This window comes from Nocardia sp. NPDC050710, assembly GCF_040654375.1.
Lineage (GTDB): Bacteria > Actinomycetota > Actinomycetes > Mycobacteriales > Mycobacteriaceae > Nocardia.
On record NZ_JBFAHV010000008.1, the window covers coordinates 113,177 to 133,975 of the forward strand.

The 20,799-nt window shown below is 68.6% G+C and carries 19 protein-coding genes; 11 read left to right on the plus strand and 8 right to left on the minus strand.

Annotated features, from left to right (window positions below; all coding sequences use genetic code 11):
- Positions 1-28: 28 nt before the first annotated feature.
- On the minus strand, positions 29-1,165 hold the full coding sequence (locus tag AB0H61_RS16755) for an acyl-CoA dehydrogenase family protein (protein ID WP_357304796.1): 1,137 nt from the start codon (positions 1,163-1,165) through the stop codon (positions 29-31).
- Positions 1,166-1,174: 9 nt separating this feature from the next.
- Positions 1,175-2,347 carry an acyl-CoA dehydrogenase family protein gene (locus tag AB0H61_RS16760; protein ID WP_357304798.1) on the minus strand — a complete coding sequence of 391 codons (1,173 nt, stop codon included), beginning with the start codon at positions 2,345-2,347 and terminating at the stop codon, positions 1,175-1,177.
- Between the two features lie 211 nt (positions 2,348-2,558).
- On the opposite strand from AB0H61_RS16760, the gene AB0H61_RS16765 reads away from it, so the two are divergent.
- A complete protein-coding gene (locus AB0H61_RS16765) occupies positions 2,559-3,284 on the plus strand; it encodes a hypothetical protein (protein WP_357304801.1) in 726 nt (241 codons plus the stop codon).
- Positions 3,285-3,332: 48 nt separating this feature from the next.
- Here the strand turns inward: AB0H61_RS16765 and AB0H61_RS16770 are convergent, their stop codons facing one another.
- Positions 3,333-4,478, minus strand: a complete 1,146-nt coding sequence (locus tag AB0H61_RS16770) for an epoxide hydrolase (RefSeq protein ID WP_357304804.1) — start codon at positions 4,476-4,478, stop codon at positions 3,333-3,335.
- 96 nt (positions 4,479-4,574) lie between these two features.
- Here AB0H61_RS16770 and AB0H61_RS16775 point away from each other — a divergent pair, with 96 nt between their 5' ends.
- Entirely contained in the window at positions 4,575-5,534 is a 960-nt protein-coding gene (locus tag AB0H61_RS16775) for a YafY family protein (protein ID WP_357304806.1), read from the plus strand.
- Between the two features lie 102 nt (positions 5,535-5,636).
- Positions 5,637-5,981 (plus strand): MmcQ/YjbR family DNA-binding protein, encoded by a 345-nt coding sequence (locus AB0H61_RS16780; protein ID WP_357304809.1) that lies wholly within the window; start codon positions 5,637-5,639, stop codon positions 5,979-5,981.
- Positions 5,982-6,087: 106 nt separating this feature from the next.
- Here the strand turns inward: AB0H61_RS16780 and AB0H61_RS16785 are convergent, their stop codons facing one another.
- A complete protein-coding gene (locus AB0H61_RS16785; RefSeq protein ID WP_357304812.1) occupies positions 6,088-6,339 on the minus strand; it encodes a hypothetical protein in 252 nt (83 codons plus the stop codon).
- A complete protein-coding gene (locus AB0H61_RS16790; RefSeq protein ID WP_357304814.1) occupies positions 6,336-7,760 on the minus strand; it encodes an MFS transporter in 1,425 nt (474 codons plus the stop codon). The genes AB0H61_RS16785 and AB0H61_RS16790 overlap by 4 nt, the downstream gene beginning before the upstream one ends.
- A gap of 55 nt (positions 7,761-7,815) precedes the next feature.
- On the opposite strand from AB0H61_RS16790, the gene AB0H61_RS16795 reads away from it, so the two are divergent.
- Positions 7,816-8,322 (plus strand): helix-turn-helix domain-containing protein, encoded by a 507-nt coding sequence (locus tag AB0H61_RS16795; RefSeq protein ID WP_357304817.1) that lies wholly within the window; start codon positions 7,816-7,818, stop codon positions 8,320-8,322.
- Between the two features lie 35 nt (positions 8,323-8,357).
- Here the strand turns inward: AB0H61_RS16795 and AB0H61_RS16800 are convergent, their stop codons facing one another.
- Positions 8,358-9,284, minus strand: coding sequence for a hypothetical protein (locus tag AB0H61_RS16800; protein WP_357304820.1), 927 nt, complete (start codon positions 9,282-9,284; stop codon positions 8,358-8,360).
- A 101-nt stretch (positions 9,285-9,385) separates the two neighbouring features.
- Between AB0H61_RS16800 and AB0H61_RS16805 the strand changes: the two genes are divergently transcribed.
- From AB0H61_RS16805 to AB0H61_RS16825, 5 genes are all read left to right on the plus strand, one after another.
- The gene (locus AB0H61_RS16805; protein WP_357304823.1) at positions 9,386-10,108 is read left to right on the plus strand and encodes an alpha/beta hydrolase; all 723 of its coding nucleotides are present in this window, start codon (positions 9,386-9,388) and stop codon (positions 10,106-10,108) included.
- Between the two features lie 58 nt (positions 10,109-10,166).
- Positions 10,167-10,535, plus strand: coding sequence for a hypothetical protein (locus AB0H61_RS16810; RefSeq protein WP_357304826.1), 369 nt, complete (start codon positions 10,167-10,169; stop codon positions 10,533-10,535).
- Positions 10,528-11,835 (plus strand): WXG100 family type VII secretion target, encoded by a 1,308-nt coding sequence (locus tag AB0H61_RS16815; RefSeq protein WP_357304829.1) that lies wholly within the window; start codon positions 10,528-10,530, stop codon positions 11,833-11,835. The genes AB0H61_RS16810 and AB0H61_RS16815 overlap by 8 nt, the downstream gene beginning before the upstream one ends.
- A complete protein-coding gene (locus AB0H61_RS16820; protein ID WP_357304832.1) occupies positions 11,832-12,737 on the plus strand; it encodes an ESX secretion-associated protein EspG in 906 nt (301 codons plus the stop codon). The genes AB0H61_RS16815 and AB0H61_RS16820 overlap by 4 nt, the downstream gene beginning before the upstream one ends.
- A 124-nt stretch (positions 12,738-12,861) precedes the next feature.
- A complete protein-coding gene (locus AB0H61_RS16825) occupies positions 12,862-13,386 on the plus strand; it encodes a gamma carbonic anhydrase family protein (protein WP_357304834.1) in 525 nt (174 codons plus the stop codon).
- An 8-nt stretch (positions 13,387-13,394) separates the two neighbouring features.
- On the opposite strand, the gene AB0H61_RS16830 is transcribed toward AB0H61_RS16825, so the two are convergent.
- Together AB0H61_RS16830 and AB0H61_RS16835 are read right to left on the minus strand one after the other, a co-directional pair.
- A complete protein-coding gene (locus AB0H61_RS16830) occupies positions 13,395-14,018 on the minus strand; it encodes a phosphoribosyltransferase family protein (RefSeq protein WP_357304837.1) in 624 nt (207 codons plus the stop codon).
- Positions 14,019-14,029: 11 nt separating this feature from the next.
- A complete protein-coding gene (locus AB0H61_RS16835; protein WP_357304840.1) occupies positions 14,030-14,884 on the minus strand; it encodes a carbon-nitrogen hydrolase family protein in 855 nt (284 codons plus the stop codon).
- 119 nt (positions 14,885-15,003) lie between these two features.
- On the opposite strand from AB0H61_RS16835, the gene AB0H61_RS16840 reads away from it, so the two are divergent.
- The gene (locus tag AB0H61_RS16840; RefSeq protein ID WP_357305210.1) at positions 15,004-16,776 is read left to right on the plus strand and encodes a DEAD/DEAH box helicase; all 1,773 of its coding nucleotides are present in this window, start codon (positions 15,004-15,006) and stop codon (positions 16,774-16,776) included.
- A 632-nt stretch (positions 16,777-17,408) separates the two neighbouring features.
- Positions 17,409-20,792 carry an AAA domain-containing protein gene (locus AB0H61_RS16845; RefSeq protein ID WP_357304843.1) on the plus strand — a complete coding sequence of 1,128 codons (3,384 nt, stop codon included), beginning with the start codon at positions 17,409-17,411 and terminating at the stop codon, positions 20,790-20,792.
- Positions 20,793-20,799: the final 7 nt, after the last annotated feature.

The window sequence follows — 20,799 nt, forward strand, 5'->3', positions numbered from 1 at the left end:
CCGCACCGGCACCCGGCGAATACCGTGTCTACAGCTCGGGCAGCTCGTACTCCCCGACTCGCTCACTGAGCACCCGCAGATGCGCCAGCTCGCCGCCCAGTGTCCGCTCGATCGCGGTCAGCCGCGCGACATAGTGGCCCACCGGGTATTCCGCGGTGACGCCGATGCCGCCGTGCATCTGGATCGCCTCCTGGCCGACGTGCCGGGCCGAGCGACCAACCTGCAACCGGGCCCGCGACGTCACGACCGGATCGATGGCGTCGTCGGCCAGTGCCGCTGTGGCATAGAGGCTCATGCTGCGCGCGAGTTCCAGTGAGACGTACATATTCGCCGCCCGCTGGGTCAGCGTCTGGAACTTCGACAGCGTGACACCGAACTGCTTGCGCGTCTTCAGGTATTCGGTGGTCAGCCGCAGCGCCTCTTCCATCGCACCGATCGACTCGGCACACAACAGCACCTGTGCGTGGGTGAGCGCCGACAGCACCGGCTCCGCCGCGTCGAGGGAGTCACCGAGCAACTCGGCGGGCGCGTTATCCAGTTCGATCTGCGCGCCGCGCAGTCCGTCCACCGTGCGGTAGGACTTGCGGACCACGCCCTGGCCGTCCACGGGGACCAAGAACAGGCCGACCCCGCCGCCGGGCAGCACCGCGCTGACGACCAGTTCGTCGGCGGCGTCCCCGTGCGGGACCGGATTCTTGATACCGGTCAGCACGTAGGAATTACCACCGGCGGGCCCGGCGGACGCCACGGTGGTGAGCTCGGTCGAGGGCCAGCGCATCCCGGATTCGGCGTGCGCGAAGGCCAGCAGCTTGGTGCCCGAAGCGATCTCGGGCAGGATCCGCTGCCGCTGCTCGGCGCTGCCCGCCTGAGCCACCAGCGTGCCCGGCACGTAGACCGCGTCCACGATCGGCTCGGGCGCCAGCCTGCGACCGACCTCCTCCAGCACCACCATCGTCTCGACCGGGCCTGCGCCGACGCCGCCGTCCTCTTCGGCGAACGGCAAACCGAGTACGCCGAGTTCGGCGAGCTGGTTCCAGACGTCGCGGCTCCAACCCAGTTCGGTATCGGTCACCTTGAGCCGGGTTTCCGGATCGTAATTGCGGGCGAGCAGGTCGCGGACCGTGTCACGCAGCATGACCTGTTCATCGGTGAGTTCGAAATCCATGGTGTCGTCTCACAATCCGAGGATCGTGGAGGCGATGATGGTGCGCTGCACCTCGCTGGAGCCTCCGTAGATGGTTGTCTTGCGGTAGTTCAGGTAGCCGGGACCACTGCGCTGCGCCCACCCGGGCGAGGCGATGTCGTCGGCGTCGACCGGAAGGGCGTCCGGTCCGGCGATATCGAGCAGCAGCTCGGTGGCGGCCTGCTGCAATTCGGACCCACGCAGCTTCAGCACCGAGGAGGCCGGATTCGGCTTACCCTCTTCGGAATTCGAGACCACCCGCAACTGGGTGAGCTCCAGGGCGAGCAGCTCGTTCTCCAGCTCGGCGATCCGGGCCGCGAACAGCGGGTCCTCCAGCAGCGTGCCGGAGCCCGAACGGGCCTGGCGCGCGTATTCCTTGGCGACCCCGAGCTTGACCTTGGTGCGGCCGACGCCGGTGATGCCGGTGCGCTCGTTACCGAGCAGGAATTTCGCGTAGGTCCAGCCCATATTCTCCTCGCCGACGAGTTGGTCGGCCGGGACGCGGACGTTCTCGAAGAAGACCTCGTTCACCTCGTAGCCGCCGTCGATCAGCTTGATCGGGCGGATGGTGACGCCGGGGCTCTTGACATCGAAGAGCAGGAAGGAGATGCCTGCCTGCTTCTTCGGCGCGCTCGGATCGGTGCGCACGAGGCAGAAGATCCAGTCCGCGTACTGGGCCAGCGTGGTCCAGATCTTCTGGCCGTTGACAATGTAGGAGTCGCCGTCTCGGACCGCGGTGGTGCGCAGCGACGCGAGATCGGAGCCCGCATCCGGTTCGGAGAAGCCCTGGCACCACCAGATGTCGAGGGCGGCGGTCGGCGGCAGGAAACGTTCCTTGAGCTCCTGGGAACCGAACTGCGCGATGACCGGGCCGACCATCTGGGCGTTGAATGTCAGCGGCTCGGGCACCGAGGCGAGCTGCATCTCGTCGTGCCAGATGTGGTGCTGCATCGGCGTCCAGTCCTTGCCACCCCACTCCACCGGCCAGTTCGGCACGGCAAGACCCTTGTCATTGAGGATCCTTTGCGTGGTGACGACGTCCTCGCGGGACAGCTCCTTGCCGTGTTTCACACGCTCGCGGATCTCGGAGGGAATCTCGGAGCGATAGAACCGGCGCAACTCGTCGCGGAACGCGACTTCGTCGGGGGACAGGGATATTTTCATACATAACTCCCATGGTGTCTCGTACTTCCGAGTGGAACCCTACCTCCCGGTACTCTCCCGCTGTCAGCGGGATCACACCAGGTGAATACGCGAAGTCGGGCAAACTTCGAGCTACCAGACTCGGCTACCTCGGCGCGCGCGATGACGACCTGGTACGTTGCTGCGCGTGGGACGGGGAAAACCCGCGGTCGGCAGGTAAGGGAGTTATGTGGTGAACGGCAGAACCATCGCACGCGCGGCCGCGGCAGTGACTTCTCTCGGCATCGGTGCGGTTCTGACTCTCGGCACTGCCACGGCCGAACCGGCCTCGCCGGTCGAGGCCGCGCTCGCCGACCTCACCGTGAAAGCGGGCGAGGACGCGACCGCGCAGGCAGGCGTCGACGCGCTGAACCAGTACACCAAGCTGGTCGACGTGTCCCAATTGCGGCACGTCGCGGCCAACTTCGTGCCCTTCGCCTACGCGGCCCCGACCTTCGGATGCGGCAGCAACGGCCCGATCACCACCATCATCGCCGCGGGCACCACCGACGGCACCAACCGCAACCAGGGCGTCAGCCCCGACCCCGGCACGCTGCGCTTCAGCGCGGCGCCCGCGCACTCCGGTGCGCCGCTGGCCTCGGGTCTGGTGGTGGCCTGGCTGAATATCAACAACGGCCGCAGCGGTATCGACACCCTCGACGACAAGACCGAGGTCGGACTGCCCACGCTGTCGAAGACCGTGGACAGCGGACCGGGCACCGTGATCGCCTCGATGTGGGGCATCATCAACTACCCATTCGCGAATTGCGTGATGATGCCGACGGTCGGCACCTTCGTAGTGCCGGAACTGCCCGCGCCCGCGCCCGCTCCGGCGGCCCCGCCGGCGGATCCCGCCGCACCGGCCGCGCCGAACCCGCTCGCGGGTTCGGCCCAGAGTGCAACCCCCTCCGGCAACTGACATTCCGCGCGACGGGGCCCGGACCCGATCCGCGACCGGTCGCGGTGCTCACCGCACCTTGGCGAAGAAGGCGCGGATATCGTCGACGTGCATTCGCGGCAGTTCCATCGCCACGAAGTGGTTTCCGGTATTGCCCTCGGGCCAATGCACAATCGTGTTGTCCCGCTGGGCAAGTCGCAGCATGAGGGCCGAACCGCCGCCGTAGACGCCGGTGGGCACCCGCCGCTGCCCCTTGGGCCATGCGAAACCGTCGTCACCGAGGCCGTTGTACATCGGCCAGGACGAGGTGGCCGCGGTATTGGTGAACCAGTACAGGCTGATGTTGGTCAGCAGATGGTCGCGGTCCATCACATCCTCGGCAAGCTCGGCCATCGGGGTGAATTCGTTGAATTTGTGCATGAGCCAGGACAGCAGGCCGACCGGTGAGTCCGTCCACGCATGGGCGAAGGTCTGCGGCGCCGCATGCAGCAGCACGTGGTGGTTCACGCCGGTCATCCACTTCTGCATGAGCTCCCACTCGGCCAACTCGTCCGAAGTCATGGTGGGAACGTCGGCCTCGGTGGGCATGCCGATGCCGCCGTCGAGATGCACCCCGATCACCCGGTCCGGGGCCGCGATCGCCATCTCCGGTGCGATATAGGCGCCGAGGTCGCCGCCCTGAACGCCGTAGCGCGGGTAGCCGAGCCGTTCCATCAGCTCGACCCACATCCGCGCCACCCGGGCGGGAGTCATGCCGAGTTCGTCCGGCGCCTGCGAGAACGCGAAGCCGGGCACCGAGGGAACGACGACGTGGAACGCCTGCGCCGGATCGAGTCCATACTTACGCGGATCGCTCAACAGGCCGATGGTCTTGGTGAATTCGACGAACGAGTTCGGCCAGCCGTGGGTCAGGATCAGCGGCACCGCATCCGGTTCCGGCGACCGCATATGCACGAAATGCACGTCCAGGCCGTCGATTTCGGTCATGAACTGGGGGAATTCGTTCAGCGCCGTTTCCTGGGCGCGCCAGTCGTAACCGGTGCGCCAGTACTCGGCCAGCTCCCGCAAGTAGTCCACCGGGACCCCGCGATCCCAGCCGGCGCCCGGCAGCTGGGCCGACCATCGGGCGCGGGCGAGCCGATCGTTCAGGTCATCGATATCGGCCTGCGGGATCTCGATCCGGAACGGGCGAATGGCGGTGCGGTCGTTGCTCATCGGGGGTCTCCTTGTCGGTCGGTCACTCGGTTCGTCAACGACTGTAGAACTCATATAGGACTATTCATGTCCTAGTTATCTGGAATCCTGAAATTCATGAACGACACCCCCGCTCGTCTGCTGCGTCTGCTCTCGCTACTACAGACGCCCCGCGAATGGCCAGGCAGTGAACTGGCCGAACGCCTCGGTGTCACCGACCGCACGGTGCGCCGGGATATCGACCGGCTGCGCGAACTCGGCTATCCGGTGACGGCGACCATGGGTGCGACCGGCGGCTACCGCCTGGTCGCGGGTGCCGCCATGCCGCCGCTGCTGGTCGACGACGAGGAGGCGGTCGCGATCGCCGTCGGCCTGCGCGCGGCCGCCGGTTCGGCCATCACCGGTATCGAGGAGGCGTCGGTCCGCGCCCTCGCGAAACTGGAGCAGGTGCTGCCCGCCACGCTGCGCAGGCGGGTGCGTGTACTCGGCACCGCGCTGGTGCCGCCCACCGGCGACGGACCCGCCGTCGATCCGGAGGCGCTGACGGTTCTGGCCGCCGCCGTAACCAACAGGGAGCGTGTACGTTTCGCGTACCGCAAGGACAGCACCACCGAAACCCGCCGACACGTCGAACCGCTCGGCCTCGTACCCTCGCGGCGGCGTTGGTATCTCGTCGCACACGATATGGACCGCGATGACTGGCGCATCTTCCGCGTGGACCGCATCGAGCGCCCGCAACCCACCGGAGCTCGCTTCACCCCGCGATCGCTACCCGCCGCGGATCCGGCCGCCTATGTCACCGGACACCGAACCGACTGGGGCACAGTGCCGTTCCGGGTATCGGTCACCATCGACGCCCCGGCCGGTCGGGTGGCGGGTCGCCTCGGCGATTCACCCGGCGAGGTCACGTCGGTCGACGATATGTCCTGCCGCCTGGACGCCGTCCGCGACGACAGCCCGGAGTGGCTGGCTCACCGTTTGATCGGCCTCGGCGCCGACTTCCAGGTGCACGAGCCGCCGGTGCTGGTGGAGCACCTGCGCGCGATTTCGGCTCGCATCGCCGCCGCCATCCCCTGATCTCCGGTGCCTCCCGCGACTCCTGCCGAGTGGGGCTTTCGCGGGGCCGCAGCGCGATGTTGCAGGATAGAGGTTCTACACCCCGACCGGAGGCCAAGAACTGTGCTCGACGCCGACGACGTGCGCCGCATCGCGTTGTCCTTCCCGAAGACCGTGGAAAAACAACGCTGGCAACACCCCACTTTCGACGTGGCAGGCAAGATGTTCGTCACCATTCCCGACGACTACAGCTCCTTCGCCGTCCGGTGCCCGAAGCTCGAACGCGAAGAACTCATCGCCGCCGAACCCCATAAATTCTGGGTCCCACCGCACGAAGCCTCGTCCTCCTGGGTCCGCGTCCGTCTGTCCGCACTGGAAGACACCGACGAACTCCACGACATCCTGCTCGACTCCTGGCGCCAAGCCGCGCCCACCGAACTGCTCCCACCCGACCGGCCCGCACCCTAGGACCGCGGCGAATCTCGCTATCGATCCACCGAATCGCGTGGTGGCACCTGAGCTTCCGTTGCGCTGAGACCGCCGGTGCAGACAGGGATGCGACAGCGCGGCCCGGTCAGCGGGGATTCGACAGGTGGTTTACGTAATGCCAGAGGTCCCAGGCGATTCGGGGGACGGGAGGTGCGGCCGCGCCGAAGTCGGCGGGGGTCTCGAGGGCCGACTCGGCCAGAGCCGCGCCGACGGCGATCCGCAGCTCCAGTACGAGGCGGCGACGACCGGACGGGGTGAGCGATTGCAGGGCGGTGAAGGTCACCCGGGCCATACGCAGCACCGATTCGGCAGCGGTGGCGAGGTATCGGTTCCTCATGACCGTGCCTCGGCCGGGTCGGGTAGGGAAATGCTTGCGGCGGTGGGCGTTTCGTCAGCCATCGCAGGCCGGGGCCGAAGGGCCATGGCGACCGCGCCCGCGGCGAGCGCCGCGCCGATGCCGAGTACGAAGGCGCGATCGGCGGCATCGAGTGCGGCCTGGGCGGTGGTGGGCGCACCGATGATGGCGATCAGCAATGCGGTGCCGAGGACCGCGCCGAATTGGCGGAACGCGGCGCTCACGGCACTGGCCGATCCGTACCGGTCGGCGGGCACGTCGGCCAAGGCGGCGGCGCCCAGCGCGGGGAACGCCAGACCGATGCCGATGCCGACCAACGATTGGCCGGGGAGCCACGTGCCGAGGAAGTCCGGATCGACACTGCTGCCGCGCAGGATCAGCAGACCGATGGCGTAGACGACAGTGCCGGGAACGATGACGACGCGATGGCCGAAACGGTCGGCGACGCGGCCCGCGGGGATGGCGACGAGGGTGGTCAGCAACGGCCCCGGCAGCACGGCCAGACCGGCCCGCAGAATGCTGTACTGCCAGACGCCGGTGAGAAACAGGATATTGCCGAGGACCATCGAGAAGAAGGCCATGGCGAAGAGCAGGGTGCCGAGGTTGCCGACGGCGAAGCTCGGGATCCGCATGAGCGCGGGGTCGACCACCGGCTGCCGGTGCGTCAGGCACCGCCGCACCAGCCAGCCGAGCAGAATTGCGGCGGCGGTGAAGCACGCGATGGTGTCGAGGCTGCCCCAACCCCAGCCGTGACCCTCGATGATGGCCAGCGCGAGCAGGCCGAGGCCCAGCGCGGACAGCAGTGCGCCGAGCAGATCGGGCAGACCGTTCACCTTGTCGTGCACCGATTCACGCACCCCCACCCAGCCCGCGGCCACGATAACCAGGCCGACCGGGATATTGATCAGGAAGATCCAGCGCCAGTCCGCGATCTCGATCAAAAGCCCGCCGAGCGGCGGCCCCGCACCGGCGGCCAGGGCGGCGGACGCGCCCCAGATGCCCACGGCCGCCGCACGACGTTCGGATGGGAATTCGGGAAGCAGTAGCGCCAGCGAAACCGGTGCGATGATCGCCGCGGCCACCCCTTGCAGGGTGCGGGCGCCGACCAGCAGCTGCCAGCTCGGGGCCAACGCGCAGGCGATCGAGGTGAGTACGAAAAGTCCGGTACCCCAGAGGAACAGCCGCTTATGGCCGAACCGATCGGCCAGTCCGCCCGCGAGAACCAGCAGCGCGGCCATCGCGATGAAGTAGGCGTCGAGCACCCAGCTCAGCTCGGCCCGGTCGGCGTCGGGGAAGGAGGCCGCGATGTCCGGGAAGCTGACATTGACGATCGAGGTGTCCAGGAAGGCGAGGAACGCACTACCGCAGATGGCCAGCAGCGCCAGCGCGCGTCGTTGCAACATGCAACTAGAAGCTAGGCGACGTCGTTGCGTTTTGCAACGGGCTATTCTGTTCGTGATGAAACACGACGATCTCCTGGCCAGTAACTGCGCCATCGAACGCACAGGCGCCGTACTCGGCGAGCGTTGGGTGATCGCGATCCTGCGCGCCGCCTACTTCCGCGCCCGCACCTTCGAGGACTATCAGCGCCGGACCGGCATCGCGCGCAATATCCTCACCGAGCGGCTGAACCGGCTCGTCGACTTCGGCATCATGGAGCGCCGCGAATACGCCTCCGGCCCGCAGCGCACGCTGCACCAGTACCGCCTCACCCCGGCGGGCTTCGATCTGTATCCGGTGATCGCGGCCATCCTGACCTGGGGTGAGAAGCACACCGGGTTGATCAACGGCGCCCCCACCGAGTTGGTGCATCGGATCTGCGGTGAGGTCACGCATGCCAAGGTGGTGTGCGAATGCTGCGGCGAAGAGCTCGAACCGCACGATGTCGAAGTCCGGCCGGGACCGGGCGCGAACAATCCGGCACCGCCGTGGACCCCCGAGACCGACCGAGCCGGATCACGCTGAGCGGACTCCCGCGCGGAGTCGCCGGAACCGGACCGCTACGGGACCAGGCGAATGTGCAGCACTCCCCCGCGCTCGGTGCCCGCCAGCAGTTCGCCGGGCTTACCGGGCACCGCGACGACCGATGTCATCGGCTCGGTGCTCAGCACCGTGCACGCCGCGCCGCCCCGGGGATCGATCCGGACCAGCTTGCCCGAGAGCGTGGCCACGTAGACGATGCCGTCGGGGTCGACGAGCAGATCATCGGCGAAGTCGGGCACACCGGGCAGCGACGAGGACAGATCCGCGAGCACCGTGCGCCGCTCCGGGGCATCGACGGGGAAACTCATGACCCGGCCGAGCGGACCCGCGTTCGACGTCAGATAGACAATGCCGTCGCGCACCTCGATGCCGTTGGCTCCCGCACCGGGAGCCCGCGCGGTCCACTCCGCGTCGACAGTCCCGTCGCGGCGCACCTTGATCACGCCCGTCGCGGTCGAGGCGACGTACAGCACACCGTCGGTGTCGAAGGCGGCGCCGTTGGGGAAGGTGAAGCCGGAGACGAACACCTCCGGCCGCGGCGTGGCGGCGGCCGGGTCGAAGCGGACCACACCGCCGGGGCGGATCGCGCTGGTAGGTGACGCACCGTAGACGACATACAGCAACCCATCGGGCCCGAGCCGGACGGCACCGGGGAACTCGACGGGTACGGTCGCGGTCAACCGCCCCGAGCCGTCGTAACGCTGTACTTCGTTGCGGTAGATGCGGGAAACCCAGAGGTTGCCCGCGGCGTCGTAGGCCACGTTCTCCGACCAGTCGAGCAGTGGAACGCCCGGGGACAATACGGTCGACGCGGCCGCGGGCACGCATCCGGCAACCGGTTCGGCGGACGCCGGCGGCGCGCCGAACCCGATGCATGCGACGGCAATCAGCGCGGCGGTGAACCAGCCGTGGCGAATCGGACGGCGAGGCTTGCTGACGGACACGGCGATCCTCCTGGCGGCGCGGCGAACTCGCGCAGTCTAGTCGGCTTACGGTTTCCGTGGTGAGGTCACATGAGACGCAGAAGTTTTGGCACTATCGGTGCATGCTTTTCTTCGACGGCGCGCGGGGCCGGATGCACTATCGGCGATGGCCGGTCGACAACAGCACCGCCGTAGTGGTGTTGTTGCCGGGATTGGGCCAGCACAGCGGCCACTACCACCGCTTCGCCCGGACCCTGAAGGCCATCGATATAGAGGTCTGGGCGCTGGACACCGCGGGGCACGGACTCAGCGAGGGCGATCCCGAACAACCGGGCACCTTGGCCCAACTGGTGGCGGACGCGACAATGCTGGTCGACCTGGTGCGCGCGGAGCTACCGAACACCCCCATGGTGCTGATGGGTCACTCGCTCGGCGCCGTCACCGCGCTCGGCATGCTCGGTGCGGCCGTCCCCGATATCGGCTCCGCGGCGGACCTGTCCGCGGTCGAGTCCAACTACCCGGTGACGCCGAGCCTGCCCGCGGGCGAACTGACCGGCCTGGTGCTGTCCGGTGTGCCGAAACGCGCACTGGGCGGCGGCATGCCGGGGGCGCCCGGCACCCCGATGCCCAGCAACCTGCCCGTGCTGGCTGTGCACGGCGCCGAGGACCGGCGGGCGCCGATCGATGCGATGAGGGTATGGACTGGACGCCACGAAACGGTAAGTTTGCGTGAGTACGCGGAGGCCGGGCACGATCTGCTGCACGAACCGGTACACGCGCGGGTCGCCGCTGACATCGCGGACTGGCTGCAGGGTGTCGTCGTGGGGTTGGCACGGCATCGGTGAACCGGGTACGGCGGTAGACGCGGCACGATGAGGAAGGGGGATCGCGGTGCAATCGGATGTGACGGCTCTGAATCGGGCGGTCGAGGAGGGGCGGCTGTGGATCGACGGGGTGCTGGTCGCCGAGGGCGCCCATGATCGCTGCGCCCGCCGGTACGAACAGCTCGCCGATGAGGTCGAGGCGCAGATCAGGGTGCTCGCCGCGGCGACCTCACTGCCCGGATTCGGCGGGTTCCCCTCCGGAGACGCGCTGCGCAGCGGCTTCGAGACGAAGGCGGATGACGCGGTGATCCGGCTGCAGGAGTACGCCGACGCCGCGCGCGCTCTTGCCCAGACCTTCCGCGCGGCCGCGGCGGCCTATACCCGCTCCGACGACGAACTCGCCACGGCGGTCGGCCGGATCGATGCGACGGGAGCGACCCATGCGTGAGATCCCCTTCGGCACCGAACGCGCGCCACACACCCGCACCGATCCCGACTACGCGCCGAGCGTGGAGATCTTCGACAACCTCTCACACCGGGAGATCCACGCCGCGGTGGAGCTGATGGATCCGGCGCTGCTCAACGCCGGACAGCAAGCCTGGCAGGGCTCCGCGACCGGTCTGGCCGACGCGGTCTCCCAAGCGCACACCGAGATCCGCTCGCTCATCGCCGACGGCTGGCGCGGCGGCGCGGCGCAGACCGCGACCGAGGCGGTGCGTTCGTTCGAGCAGCACGGCCAGCAGCTCGCCGACGTCATGTCGACGGTGGCGCAGCGGCTCGGCCAGGCGGGCGACGCCGCGGAGACATTGCGCGCCGCGGTCGGCACACCGAACGACGCTCCGCCGGATCTGTCGGCGGCACTGCTGGATCCGAACCAGGCCACCGGCAACAGCGCTACCCAGAAGGCCACCGAGCACGACCGCCAGGACGTAGTGCAGGCGATGGACAGCATCTACACGAATGCGTTCATCCAGGCAGGATCCGGAGTGCCCGCATTCCCCGACGCTTCGCCCGCGGACCCGTCCCAGGCGCCCGTCACCGCGGCCGCCGCGCCGCTCACCGGCGTCCCCGCCCGTCAGGAGGGTGTGGGAATACCCACCGTACAACCGGTTTCGGCCACGGCGCCCGCCCCGGACGCCGTGACCACCCCGCAGCCCTCGCACGCCGAGCCCACCCCGGACGCGGTGACCGCGCCCGCGACGATTCCCGCCGCCACCGTTCCGATCGCCGTCCCGGGTGCGGTCGATCCGTCGGCACCCGCGACCACCCAGACCGCGGCCGCCGCGACGGGCGCACCGGTGACGCCCGCGACGGCGACGCCCATCCCCGAGCGCGTCGTCCCCACGGCCTCCGGCGCGCCGGTGGTACCCGCCGCCGCGGACCCGATGGTCGCGCCGACGGTGCCGGGCAGCGGCAGTCAGAACACCGCGGACGACGAACGCAAACGCGAAGAGCGCCGCCGCGATACCAATGGCGAAGCCGTCAACGGCATGGGGGCAGGCGCCGTCGGCGGGCTGATGGGCGGTGCCTTCGCCGCCGCCGATAGTCCGCGTTCGAGTTCGGGCATCGGATCGCCGCCCTCGCCCCGCGCCGCCGCGCAGCCCGCTGCGGACGATGACGACGAATTGCACTGGATCGACGACGACGAACTGACCTTCCTCGAACCGGCCGACGAAGCGGGCGAGTTGATCGGCTCGCTCGATCCGACGACGCCGCCGGTGGTCGGAGAGTGGACCGAGCTGGAGTGAACTGGACGCTGACCCCGGACCAGTTCGCGCTGGCCTGGGAACGCACCGACGGTGACCGTATCCCCTATCCGCTGGCCGTCCGGCTCTCCGCCCGCGACACCGTGGAGCGAGCCGCTCAGCTGCCGGACCTGAACAGCTGGTGTGATCGGGTTCTGGACGCCGATCTGGAGGCCGCGCTGCGGGTGCTGGCGCGCCCGACGGTGCGGTTGGAGGTGTACGGCGAGCACAATTCGGCCGCCGAGCCGGATCGCGGCAGGTCCGAGGAGCACCGGTCGGTGCTGACCGGGGCCGCGCTCGGCGCCGAATCGCTCGGTGTCGCAACGGTCTCGGATGCCGAACGGGCGACCATCGGCACGAACGGCACCGTACCCGCGCACGACCCGCGCACGGTGCGGGTACTCGGCGCGACCGCGGGCCACATCGCGGTGGTGGCCGCCCAACGACCCGGCTCGGCCCCGGATCGCGGCGGCGATATCCGGCTGTTCGTCGGCGGTCCGAAAAGCTTGGCCGCACGGGTCGTTTCGACGCTCCCGGACAGCCCGCCCGGCGCCGCCGCCCGGCTCACCGCACCGCTGCCCCGGGTCCGCGAGGACAGCAGGGATCTGGTGACCGTTCCCGTCGCCGGACCCACCGCGCCCGCGCGCATCCGCCGTCTGCTCAACCGCCCGCGCGACGGCATCGGCCAGATCGTGGTCTCGGCCCGCCGCGCCGACGGCGAGCTGCGCCCCTTCGGGGTGCTGTGCTGGATCGATGTCGCGGGCGACGGTCGGTACACGGTCCGCACCGGCGCCGATGTGGATGTCGCCCCGGTCGATGCCGAGGCCTTCACCGCCCATCTGCGCCCGATGCTCAACGCCGCTGGAAAGACCAGCGCCAACGCCGAACGCTTACGAGACAACTGATCTGACACGGACATGGGTAACTCACCGGGAACGCCCGGAATCCAACCGGCGACCTGACCGCCGGCCCGCGACGATACTGTTGCGGCACCCAGCGACCGGCAAAATCACGGAGAGGCGGAAGAGCGTGCCACTGTACGAATTCGAAGGCAAGCGGCCGCAGGTCGATCCGACAGCGTTCGTCGCGCCGACGGCGACCCTGATCGGTGATGTGCGGGTCGAGGCGGGCGCCTCCATCTGGTACGGCGCGGTGCTGCGCGCGGATCTCGCGCCGATCACCATCCGGGAGCGCGCCAACATCCAGGACAACGCCGTCCTGCATGTGCCGCCGGACGTGCCGATGGAGATCGGCCCCGGCGCGACCATCGCCCACAGTGTGGTCTTCCATGGTGCTTCCGTCGGCGCCGAGGCGATCGTCGGCAACGGCTGCACGGTTCTGGACCTGGCCACGATCGGTGCGGGCACCATGATCGCGGCGCATTCCCTCGTCCCGCCGCACGCCGACATCCCGGCGGGTGTGCTCGCGGCGGGCTCCCCCGCCCAGGTCAAGAAGTCGATCGAAGGCACCCAGGCCGAAGGCTGGGTCAAGCTCAACCCCGGCTTCTACGCCGAACTCGCCCAGCGCCACCGCAAGGGCATCAGCGAAGTCTGAGCCGCGGGTCAGGTCAGCAGGTCGGTGACCTCGTCGTCCTCGAGCTGATGGAAGTCGCGGTACGCGCTACCGACGCCGCCGAGGGATTCCGGAATCCAGGGGCAGACGATCTCGTCGGCTTCGCCCGCCGCCCGGTACACCGCTTCGGACGAGGAGACCGGAACCGCGACCACGATCCGGGTCGGCTGATGTAATCGCGCCACCCGGCAGGCGACGACCATGGTGGCGCCGGTCGCCATGCCGTCATCGACGATGACGGTGGTGCGGCCCGCGATGGCGACGGGTTCGGCGTCGCCACGCCACATGGCGCGGCGACGTTCCAGCTCGACACGTTCGCGATCCTCGATCTCGTCGAAATGCTGCGGGCTTATCCCGATATGCGACAACACATCCGGATTCAGCACCCGGACGCCGTCCTCCCCGATGGCTCCCATGGCGAGCTCCGGCTGCCACGGCACGCCCAGTTTGCGGACCAGCAGGATGTCGAGATCACCGCCGATGACGTCGCGAATCGCCGCCGCCACCGGGACGCCGCCGCGCGGGAGCCCGAGCACCAGCGGCATCGACGCGCGCAGGTGTTCCAGCTCGGCCCCCAGTGCGCGACCGGCGGCAGCCCGATCGGTGTAGATCATCGATTCGAACGCTACTCCGCAACCCGCTCGGTGATCGCGAATCGACGCAATGCCAGGCTCGGGTTGGTGATGCGCACCGTCGCGAGATATTCGAGGTCGATATCGGCGCTGAGCACGCCGGGTTCGTCACCGAGTTCGGCCAGCACCCGGCCGGTCGGATCGACGATCATCGAGGCGCCCGCGCCGCGTGGCGCGGCCTGATCGGCGGCGGCGACGTAGACGGTGCTCTCGATCGCGCGGGCCCGCACCAGCGTGGTCCACTGGTCCACCTTCGCCGGTCCGGGAATCCACTGCGCGGGCAGGAGCAGCACCTGGGCGCCCGCGGCGGCGATGCGGCGGAATCCCTCCGGAAAACGGAGGTCGAAACAGGTCTGCATGCCGAATGTCACAGCTCCGACCGTGAATGTGGCGGGTGTCTCGATGGCGCCCGCCTGCACCACATCCGATTCCAGGTACCCGAACGCGTCGTAGAGGTGCACCTTGCGGTACCGCGTGATCAATGTTCCAGCGGGATCGAAGGCGACCAGGGTGTTGCGGATCCGATCCGCTCCGGGCTCGACCTGTTCGACCATCCCGGCCACCAGATATACCCCGAACTCGGCGGCGATCGCGCCGAGACCGGTGGCGAACGGCCCGGTCAGCTGTTCGGCGACGGCCACGACGCGCTCATCGAGCCGGGTGACCGCAAACATCGAGTATTCGGGTGCGACGACCACCATGGCGCCCCGTTCGGCGGCGGTCCGGACGTGCTCGCGCAGCACCGCGAGATTGTCCGACGGCTCGGTTCCCGGCGCGAACTGGACGACGGCCACCGGCACCGTCGAGACTGCCGGGTCCTGATGTGCGAGCGAGTCATTCAGTTGCATAGATCTCACCGTATTGGGCCGGTGGCCGGGACGACTACAACAAGGCAGTAAACTCCTGGTCAATGAGCACCAATGAGGTCGAATCGGGGACGGCAGCCGACGGAGTCGGCGGGGAGGGTATGTCCAGCGTTCCTGGCGACAATGACAGGGACACCGACGGCCCGACCTTCGCCGATCTCGGGATCGATGACCGCCTCCTGGCGGCCATCGCCGATGTCGGCTATGAGTCGCCGTCGCCGATCCAGGCCGCGACGATTCCGCCGCTGCTCTCCGGCGCCGATGTGGTCGGGCTTGCGCAGACGGGTACCGGCAAGACCGCGGCGTTCGCCATCCCGATCCTGATGGGCCTGCAGGCCACCGGCAAACATCCGCGTGCGCTGGTTCTGGCCCCCACGCGCGAGCTGGCCATCCAGGTGGCCGAGGCCTTCGGTCGCTACGCCGCGCATATCCCGGGCCTGCATGTGCTGCCGATCTACGGCGGCCAGAGCTACGGCGTCCAGCTGTCCGGGCTGCGCCGCGGCGCGCACGTGGTGGTCGGCACGCCGGGCCGCGTCATCGACCACCTGGAAAAGGGCACGCTCGACCTCTCGCAGCTGCAGTATCTGGTGCTGGACGAGGCCGACGAGATGCTGAAGATGGGCTTCCAGGAGGATGTCGAGCGCATCCTCGCGGATACGCCCAAGGAGAAGCAGGTCGCGCTGTTCTCGGCCACCATGCCCGCGGCGATCCGCAAGATCTCCAAGCAGTACCTCAACGATCCGGTCGAGATCACCGTCAAGACCAAGACCTCGACCAACACCAATATCAACCAGCGCTGGGTGCAGGTTTCGCATCAGCGCAAGCTGGACGCACTCACCCGTGTTCTCGAGGTCGAGTCGTTCGAGGCGATGATCATCTTCGTGCGCACCAAACAGGGCACCGAGGAATTGGCCGAAAAGCTGCGCGCCCGCGGCTTCTCCGCCGCCGCGATCAATGGCGATATCGCGCAGAATCAGCGTGAGCGCACCATCGGGCAGCTCAAGTCCGGCGCGCTCGACATCCTGGTCGCCACCGATGTGGCCGCCCGTGGTCTGGATGTGGACCGCATTTCGCACGTGGTCAACTACGACATTCCGCACGACACCGAGTCCTATGTGCACCGCATCGGGCGCACCGGCCGGGCCGGGCGCAGTGGCGAGGCGCTGCTGTTCGTCGCGCCGCGGGAACGGCATCTGCTCAAGGCGATCGAGCGCGCCACCCGGCACCCGCTCACCGAAATGCAGCTGCCCAGCGTCGACGATGTGAACGCGCAGCGGGTGGCCAAATTCGGCGACACCATCACCGAGACCCTGTCCAACGCGAATCTGGCGCTGTTCCGCAAGCTCATCGAGGATTACGAGCGCGAACACAACATTCCGCTGGTCGATATCGCGGCGGCGCTCGCGGTCGGTTCCTACGACGGCGACAACTTCTTCATGGAGCCCGAGCCGGAACCGGTGGAACGCCCGCAGCGCGAGCGCATGCCGCGCGAGCGGCCCGCGCGCAAGTTCGACGAGGAGCGCGGCGGCTCGTTCAACCGCGGTACCGGGGCCGAACTCGCGACGTATCGGATCAGTGTCGGCAAGCGACACCGGGTGGTGCCCGGTGCCATCGTCGGCGCCATCGCCAACGAGGGCGGCCTGCGCCGCAGCGACTTCGGACATATCAGCATCCGCCCGGATCACAGCCTGGTGGAACTGCCCGCCGACCTATCCAACGAAACCCTGGAGGCTTTGCGGCGCACCAGGATCAGCGGTCAGCTGATCCAGCTGCAACTGGATTCGGGTCCCCCGCAGCAGCGCGCGTTCAGCCGCGGACCGCGCCCGGAACGCAGCGGTGGCAAGCGCCCGGAACGGCGTAAGCCGCGCTCCTGAACCGATATTCGGGCAACACGCTCGAATGCGCGGTCTTGCTCGCTGCCCGAGAGTCGACGACGAATTTCAGCCGACTCTCGGGATGGCGGATACTCGGCTATGTGGCGACGAGAACGGGAACGGCTGGGTTGGGGTCGATCGCGGACGGTCGGCGTACTCGGTCGCCGAAAAAATGATCGCCAGGAGATTGCTCGAGTAGCGGAGCGTGGGTACCCGTCGAGTAAGACGCGGCCTTGTGAACCAGCAGCCGATATTGTCGGACGGATTTCGTCCGCGAATGCGGGACGCTGATCGACCACGATCCGAATGCGGCCGCCAACACCGCAGCTCAGGGCGAAGCACACAATTGTCTGTCCGGCCTCCCTGACCGCGAAGCGCGCCGGGTTACCGAGGCCCGCCGATGGAAAAGGCAATGACCAGCGAATATCTGCTGGTGAAACCCGCCCGGTTGCAGCGGGAACCGTCGTTCTCACCGCATCCGCGATGTGCGTCGGCGACGCTCGGGAAGGGCTATGCCGACCACTCGGATGCGAGTTGTTCGACATGCTCTAAGGTGTTGCCGTCCGGTTGCACACAGGAGGCGATAGCCGGCGGCGGTGTCCCGCGAAGACACAGGAGGGCCGCGTTTGTTCGTGTTCGGTGATCGTGTCGTTGGTAGCGCCGCGGATCTCGTATCAGCGGCGCACTGTGAGTTTGCGCTGCTGCATGCCCTCGACACCGAACTCGGCAATATCGGACCTACGACAGAGTCCGCGCGCGAGAGAGATTCCATCGCACCCACCACCGGTTTCGACGACTCGCGCACTCGCAGGCTCGCGGACTTCCGGGATCGGTTCGGCAGCGCCATGGTCGAGGTGCACCGGCCGCATACCGAACCCGACGATCCGGCGGCCCGGATCGCCGCGCTGCACGCCGCGCACACCGAGACCGTCACGGCACTGCGCGCGGGCGTGCACGTGATCCACAATGCCACCTTCTTCGATGGCCGATTCGCCTGCTCCTGCGACTTTCTGGTGCGCGCGGGTCATCGGGTCCGCTACACCGTGCACGGCACCGCGCCGAGCCAGCCGGAATCGGTCGGCGCCGCCCTCGAACTCGCGGCCTGCGCCGAGGCCCTGGACAACAGCGGCGCCCTCACCGCACCCCTGGTCCGACTGCATCTGGGCAACAACGCTTCCGAGCAGACCCTGGCCGATCTCGTCCCGGTATACCAGGCGCGCAGACGCCGACTGGAGCGGATCGTGGACGAGAAGCTCAGCGAATTGCTACCGGTGCAATGGGGCGACCCGCGCTTCATCGCCTGCGGGCACTGCCCGACCTGCCTTGCCGCCCTGACCGCCGCGCGCGACCTGCTGCTGGTCGCTGGGCTGGGCAGTCCGGCCCGGGCCCGGCTGCGCGAGGCCGGGATCGGCACCATCGACCGTCTGGCGAGCACCGAGACCGCGGTGCCGGGCGTTTCGCCGCGCACCTTCGCGGCGCTGCGGCGACAGGCCGAGATACAGCTCCGCAGTGAACATTCCGGGACGCCTGCGCACACCCTGATCGATCCGATCGCGCTCGGCGCGCTGCCACCGCCCTCCCCCGGCGATCTCTCACTCACACTGGACGACACACCTGGTCGGCCGCTGCTGCTCGAGGTGGGCGGACCTGGCACCGTGCACCGGTCGTTCCGGCTCCCCGGCGGGTCCGCGGCCGCGGCCGCCGCGCAACGCCGCGCCCTACAGGAGGTTGTCGAGTACCTGGCCCAGCGACGCCGGATGTACCCCGATATGCGCGTCTACTACTACACCTCCGGGGTGCGGGCGGCGCTGCTGCGCTGCACCGGCGGGCACGGTGTCGGCGAGGAGCTCGTCGACGAATTGCTCTGCGACGGTGTGCTGGTGGACCTGTATCCGATCGTGCGCAATGCGCTGATCGTCGGCGAGCGATCCTATGCGCTGGGCACGCTGCGCGAATTGTTCCCGGGCGCGCGGCATTCCGATCGGGCCGAACGCGACTGCGTCATGGTGCTGCGGTTGCGCGACTGGCTGCTCGACCGCGCCGCCGAGCAGCGCATCGACCCGCAGGCGGTGACCCTGGAGCGGGCCAGCTCGTGGTGTATGGTGCCGAGTCCGGAAGAGGCGGCGGTCGTTCCATCGCCGCGGCCGTCCTCGGTCGAGGCGGCACTCGCCGAATTCGCGGCGACACAGGACGAAGCCGCGGCACGCGGTGATACGGCGGCGGGGCCGACCCCGCATCCCGCCGCGCTGATGGCCGCCGCACTCGGCTTTCACCGGCGCGAACGGCAGCCGTTGTGGTGGGCGCACGCCGACCGCCTCAGCCATCCGGTGGACGAATGGGCCGAGGCGCCGGGGGTACTCGTCACGGCTTGGGGCACGGTCGACACCAAATGGCATCACAGCCTGAACCGGCCGACGATGCGCCGCTACATCACCCTGACCGGGCGCATCGGCACCGGTTGGAGCGCGGGGGCGGGCACGACGCTGACGCCGGGGACCACCGTCTACACCTTCTACGACCACCCGGTCGCCGCGGGCATGGTCACCGCGGTCGGCAGGCGCGCGACCGCCACCGCGACAGTGCTCGGCTGCTCGGTGGACGCCGATTTCGACGACACCGTCCGGCTGGAGGAACTGCTGCCCGCGGGCTGCGATCCCTACGACGATCTGCCGACCGCGATCGCGCCCGGACTACCCGGCTGGGACGAGAACGCCGAGAGCACCGTGGAATTCGCCGCCCAGCAACTGTTGGTGACGCTGCCCGAGATCCCCTCCGACGCGATCTTCGACGTACTGACACGCCGCCCGCCCCGGCTTCGCCGCGGGTCGGGACTGCCGGAGGTACACGGCGATCACGCGGCCGCTATCACCGCCGCGATGCGCGATCTGGACCACTCGTATATCGCGGTGCAGGGGCCGTCGGGCACCGGCAAGACCTCCACCGCGGCCCGGGTGATCGAACGGCTGGTGACCCGGCACAAATGGCGGATCGGCGTGGTCGCGCAGTCCCATTCGATCATCGAGAACATGCTGGACGCCGTCGTGGAGATCGGCGTACTGCCGGAGCTGGTCGCCAAGAAGGACGTCGAAGCGGTCGCCCCGGACTGGGCCGTGATCGACGGCAGCCGGTATCGGCGCTTCCTGGACAATGCCGTCAACGGCTGCGTCATCGGCGGGATCCCGGCGGATTTCGCGAACGAGGAGCTGATCCCGCAGGACACGCTCGATCTGCTGGTGATCGCCGACGCCGGATGTTTTCCGCTGGCCGAGCTGATCACGGTCGGGCTGAGCGCGCGAAATCTGCTGCTGCTCGGCGATCCGGTGCCGACGGCGGTCCGCGCCGCGCATCCGGCGCCGATCGGCGAGTCGGTGCTCGGCTGGCTCACCGAGGGGCGCGGCACACTTCCCGCCGAGCGCGGCTATTTCCTGGACCGGACCTGGCGGATGCACCCGAAAGTGTGCGAGCCGATCTCCCGGCTCTGCTACGACAACCGACTTCGCTCCAACGAAACCGTCACGCTCGCAAGACAACTCGACGGGGTACCGCCCGGTGTCGAGACCGTGCTCATCGACCATCACGGCAATACCACCGAATCGGTGGCCGAGGCGCGCGAGGTGGTCCGCCGGGTGCGGACCCTGCTCGGGGCCTCATGGACGGTGGGCGCGGTGACCCGTCGTCTGCACCCGCACGACATCTTCGTGGTCGCGCCCTACGGCGCGCAGGTCGGCCGCATCCGCACCATGCTGGCCCGCGCCAAGATCGAAGATGTCCTGGTCGGCACCCCCGACCGCTTCCGCGGCCGCGAGGCGGCGGTGGTCCTGCTCTCGATGACCACCTCCACCCCCGCCGACGCGCCGTACGGCATGCCGTTCCTGCTGTCGCGCAGCCTGATCCACGCGGCCCTGTGCCGGGCCATGTGGAAGGCCGTCATCATCCGCTCCACGCTGCTCACCGAATACCTGCCCGCCACCACGGACGAACTGTCCGACCTGGCCGGCTTCCTGCATCTGAGCTGACCGGCGG

Bases quoted from the DNA above. Each gene is read 5' to 3' on its own strand.
- AB0H61_RS16755 (WP_357304796.1), bottom strand. From the start codon at position 1,165: ATGGATTTCGAACTCACCGATGAACAGGTCATGCTGCGTGACACGGTC.
- AB0H61_RS16760 (WP_357304798.1), bottom strand. From the start codon at position 2,347: ATGAAAATATCCCTGTCCCCCGACGAAGTCGCGTTCCGCGACGAGTTG.
- AB0H61_RS16770 (WP_357304804.1), bottom strand. From the start codon at position 4,478: ATGAGCAACGACCGCACCGCCATTCGCCCGTTCCGGATCGAGATCCCG.
- AB0H61_RS16775 (WP_357304806.1), top strand. From the start codon at position 4,575: ATGAACGACACCCCCGCTCGTCTGCTGCGTCTGCTCTCGCTACTACAG.
- AB0H61_RS16785 (WP_357304812.1), bottom strand. From the start codon at position 6,339: ATGAGGAACCGATACCTCGCCACCGCTGCCGAATCGGTGCTGCGTATG.
- AB0H61_RS16790 (WP_357304814.1), bottom strand. From the start codon at position 7,760: ATGTTGCAACGACGCGCGCTGGCGCTGCTGGCCATCTGCGGTAGTGCG.
- AB0H61_RS16795 (WP_357304817.1), top strand. From the start codon at position 7,816: ATGAAACACGACGATCTCCTGGCCAGTAACTGCGCCATCGAACGCACA.
- AB0H61_RS16805 (WP_357304823.1), top strand. From the start codon at position 9,386: ATGCTTTTCTTCGACGGCGCGCGGGGCCGGATGCACTATCGGCGATGG.
- AB0H61_RS16815 (WP_357304829.1), top strand. From the start codon at position 10,528: ATGCGTGAGATCCCCTTCGGCACCGAACGCGCGCCACACACCCGCACC.
- AB0H61_RS16830 (WP_357304837.1), bottom strand. From the start codon at position 14,018: ATGATCTACACCGATCGGGCTGCCGCCGGTCGCGCACTGGGGGCCGAG.
- AB0H61_RS16835 (WP_357304840.1), bottom strand. From the start codon at position 14,884: ATGCAACTGAATGACTCGCTCGCACATCAGGACCCGGCAGTCTCGACG.
- AB0H61_RS16840 (WP_357305210.1), top strand. From the start codon at position 15,004: ATGTCCAGCGTTCCTGGCGACAATGACAGGGACACCGACGGCCCGACC.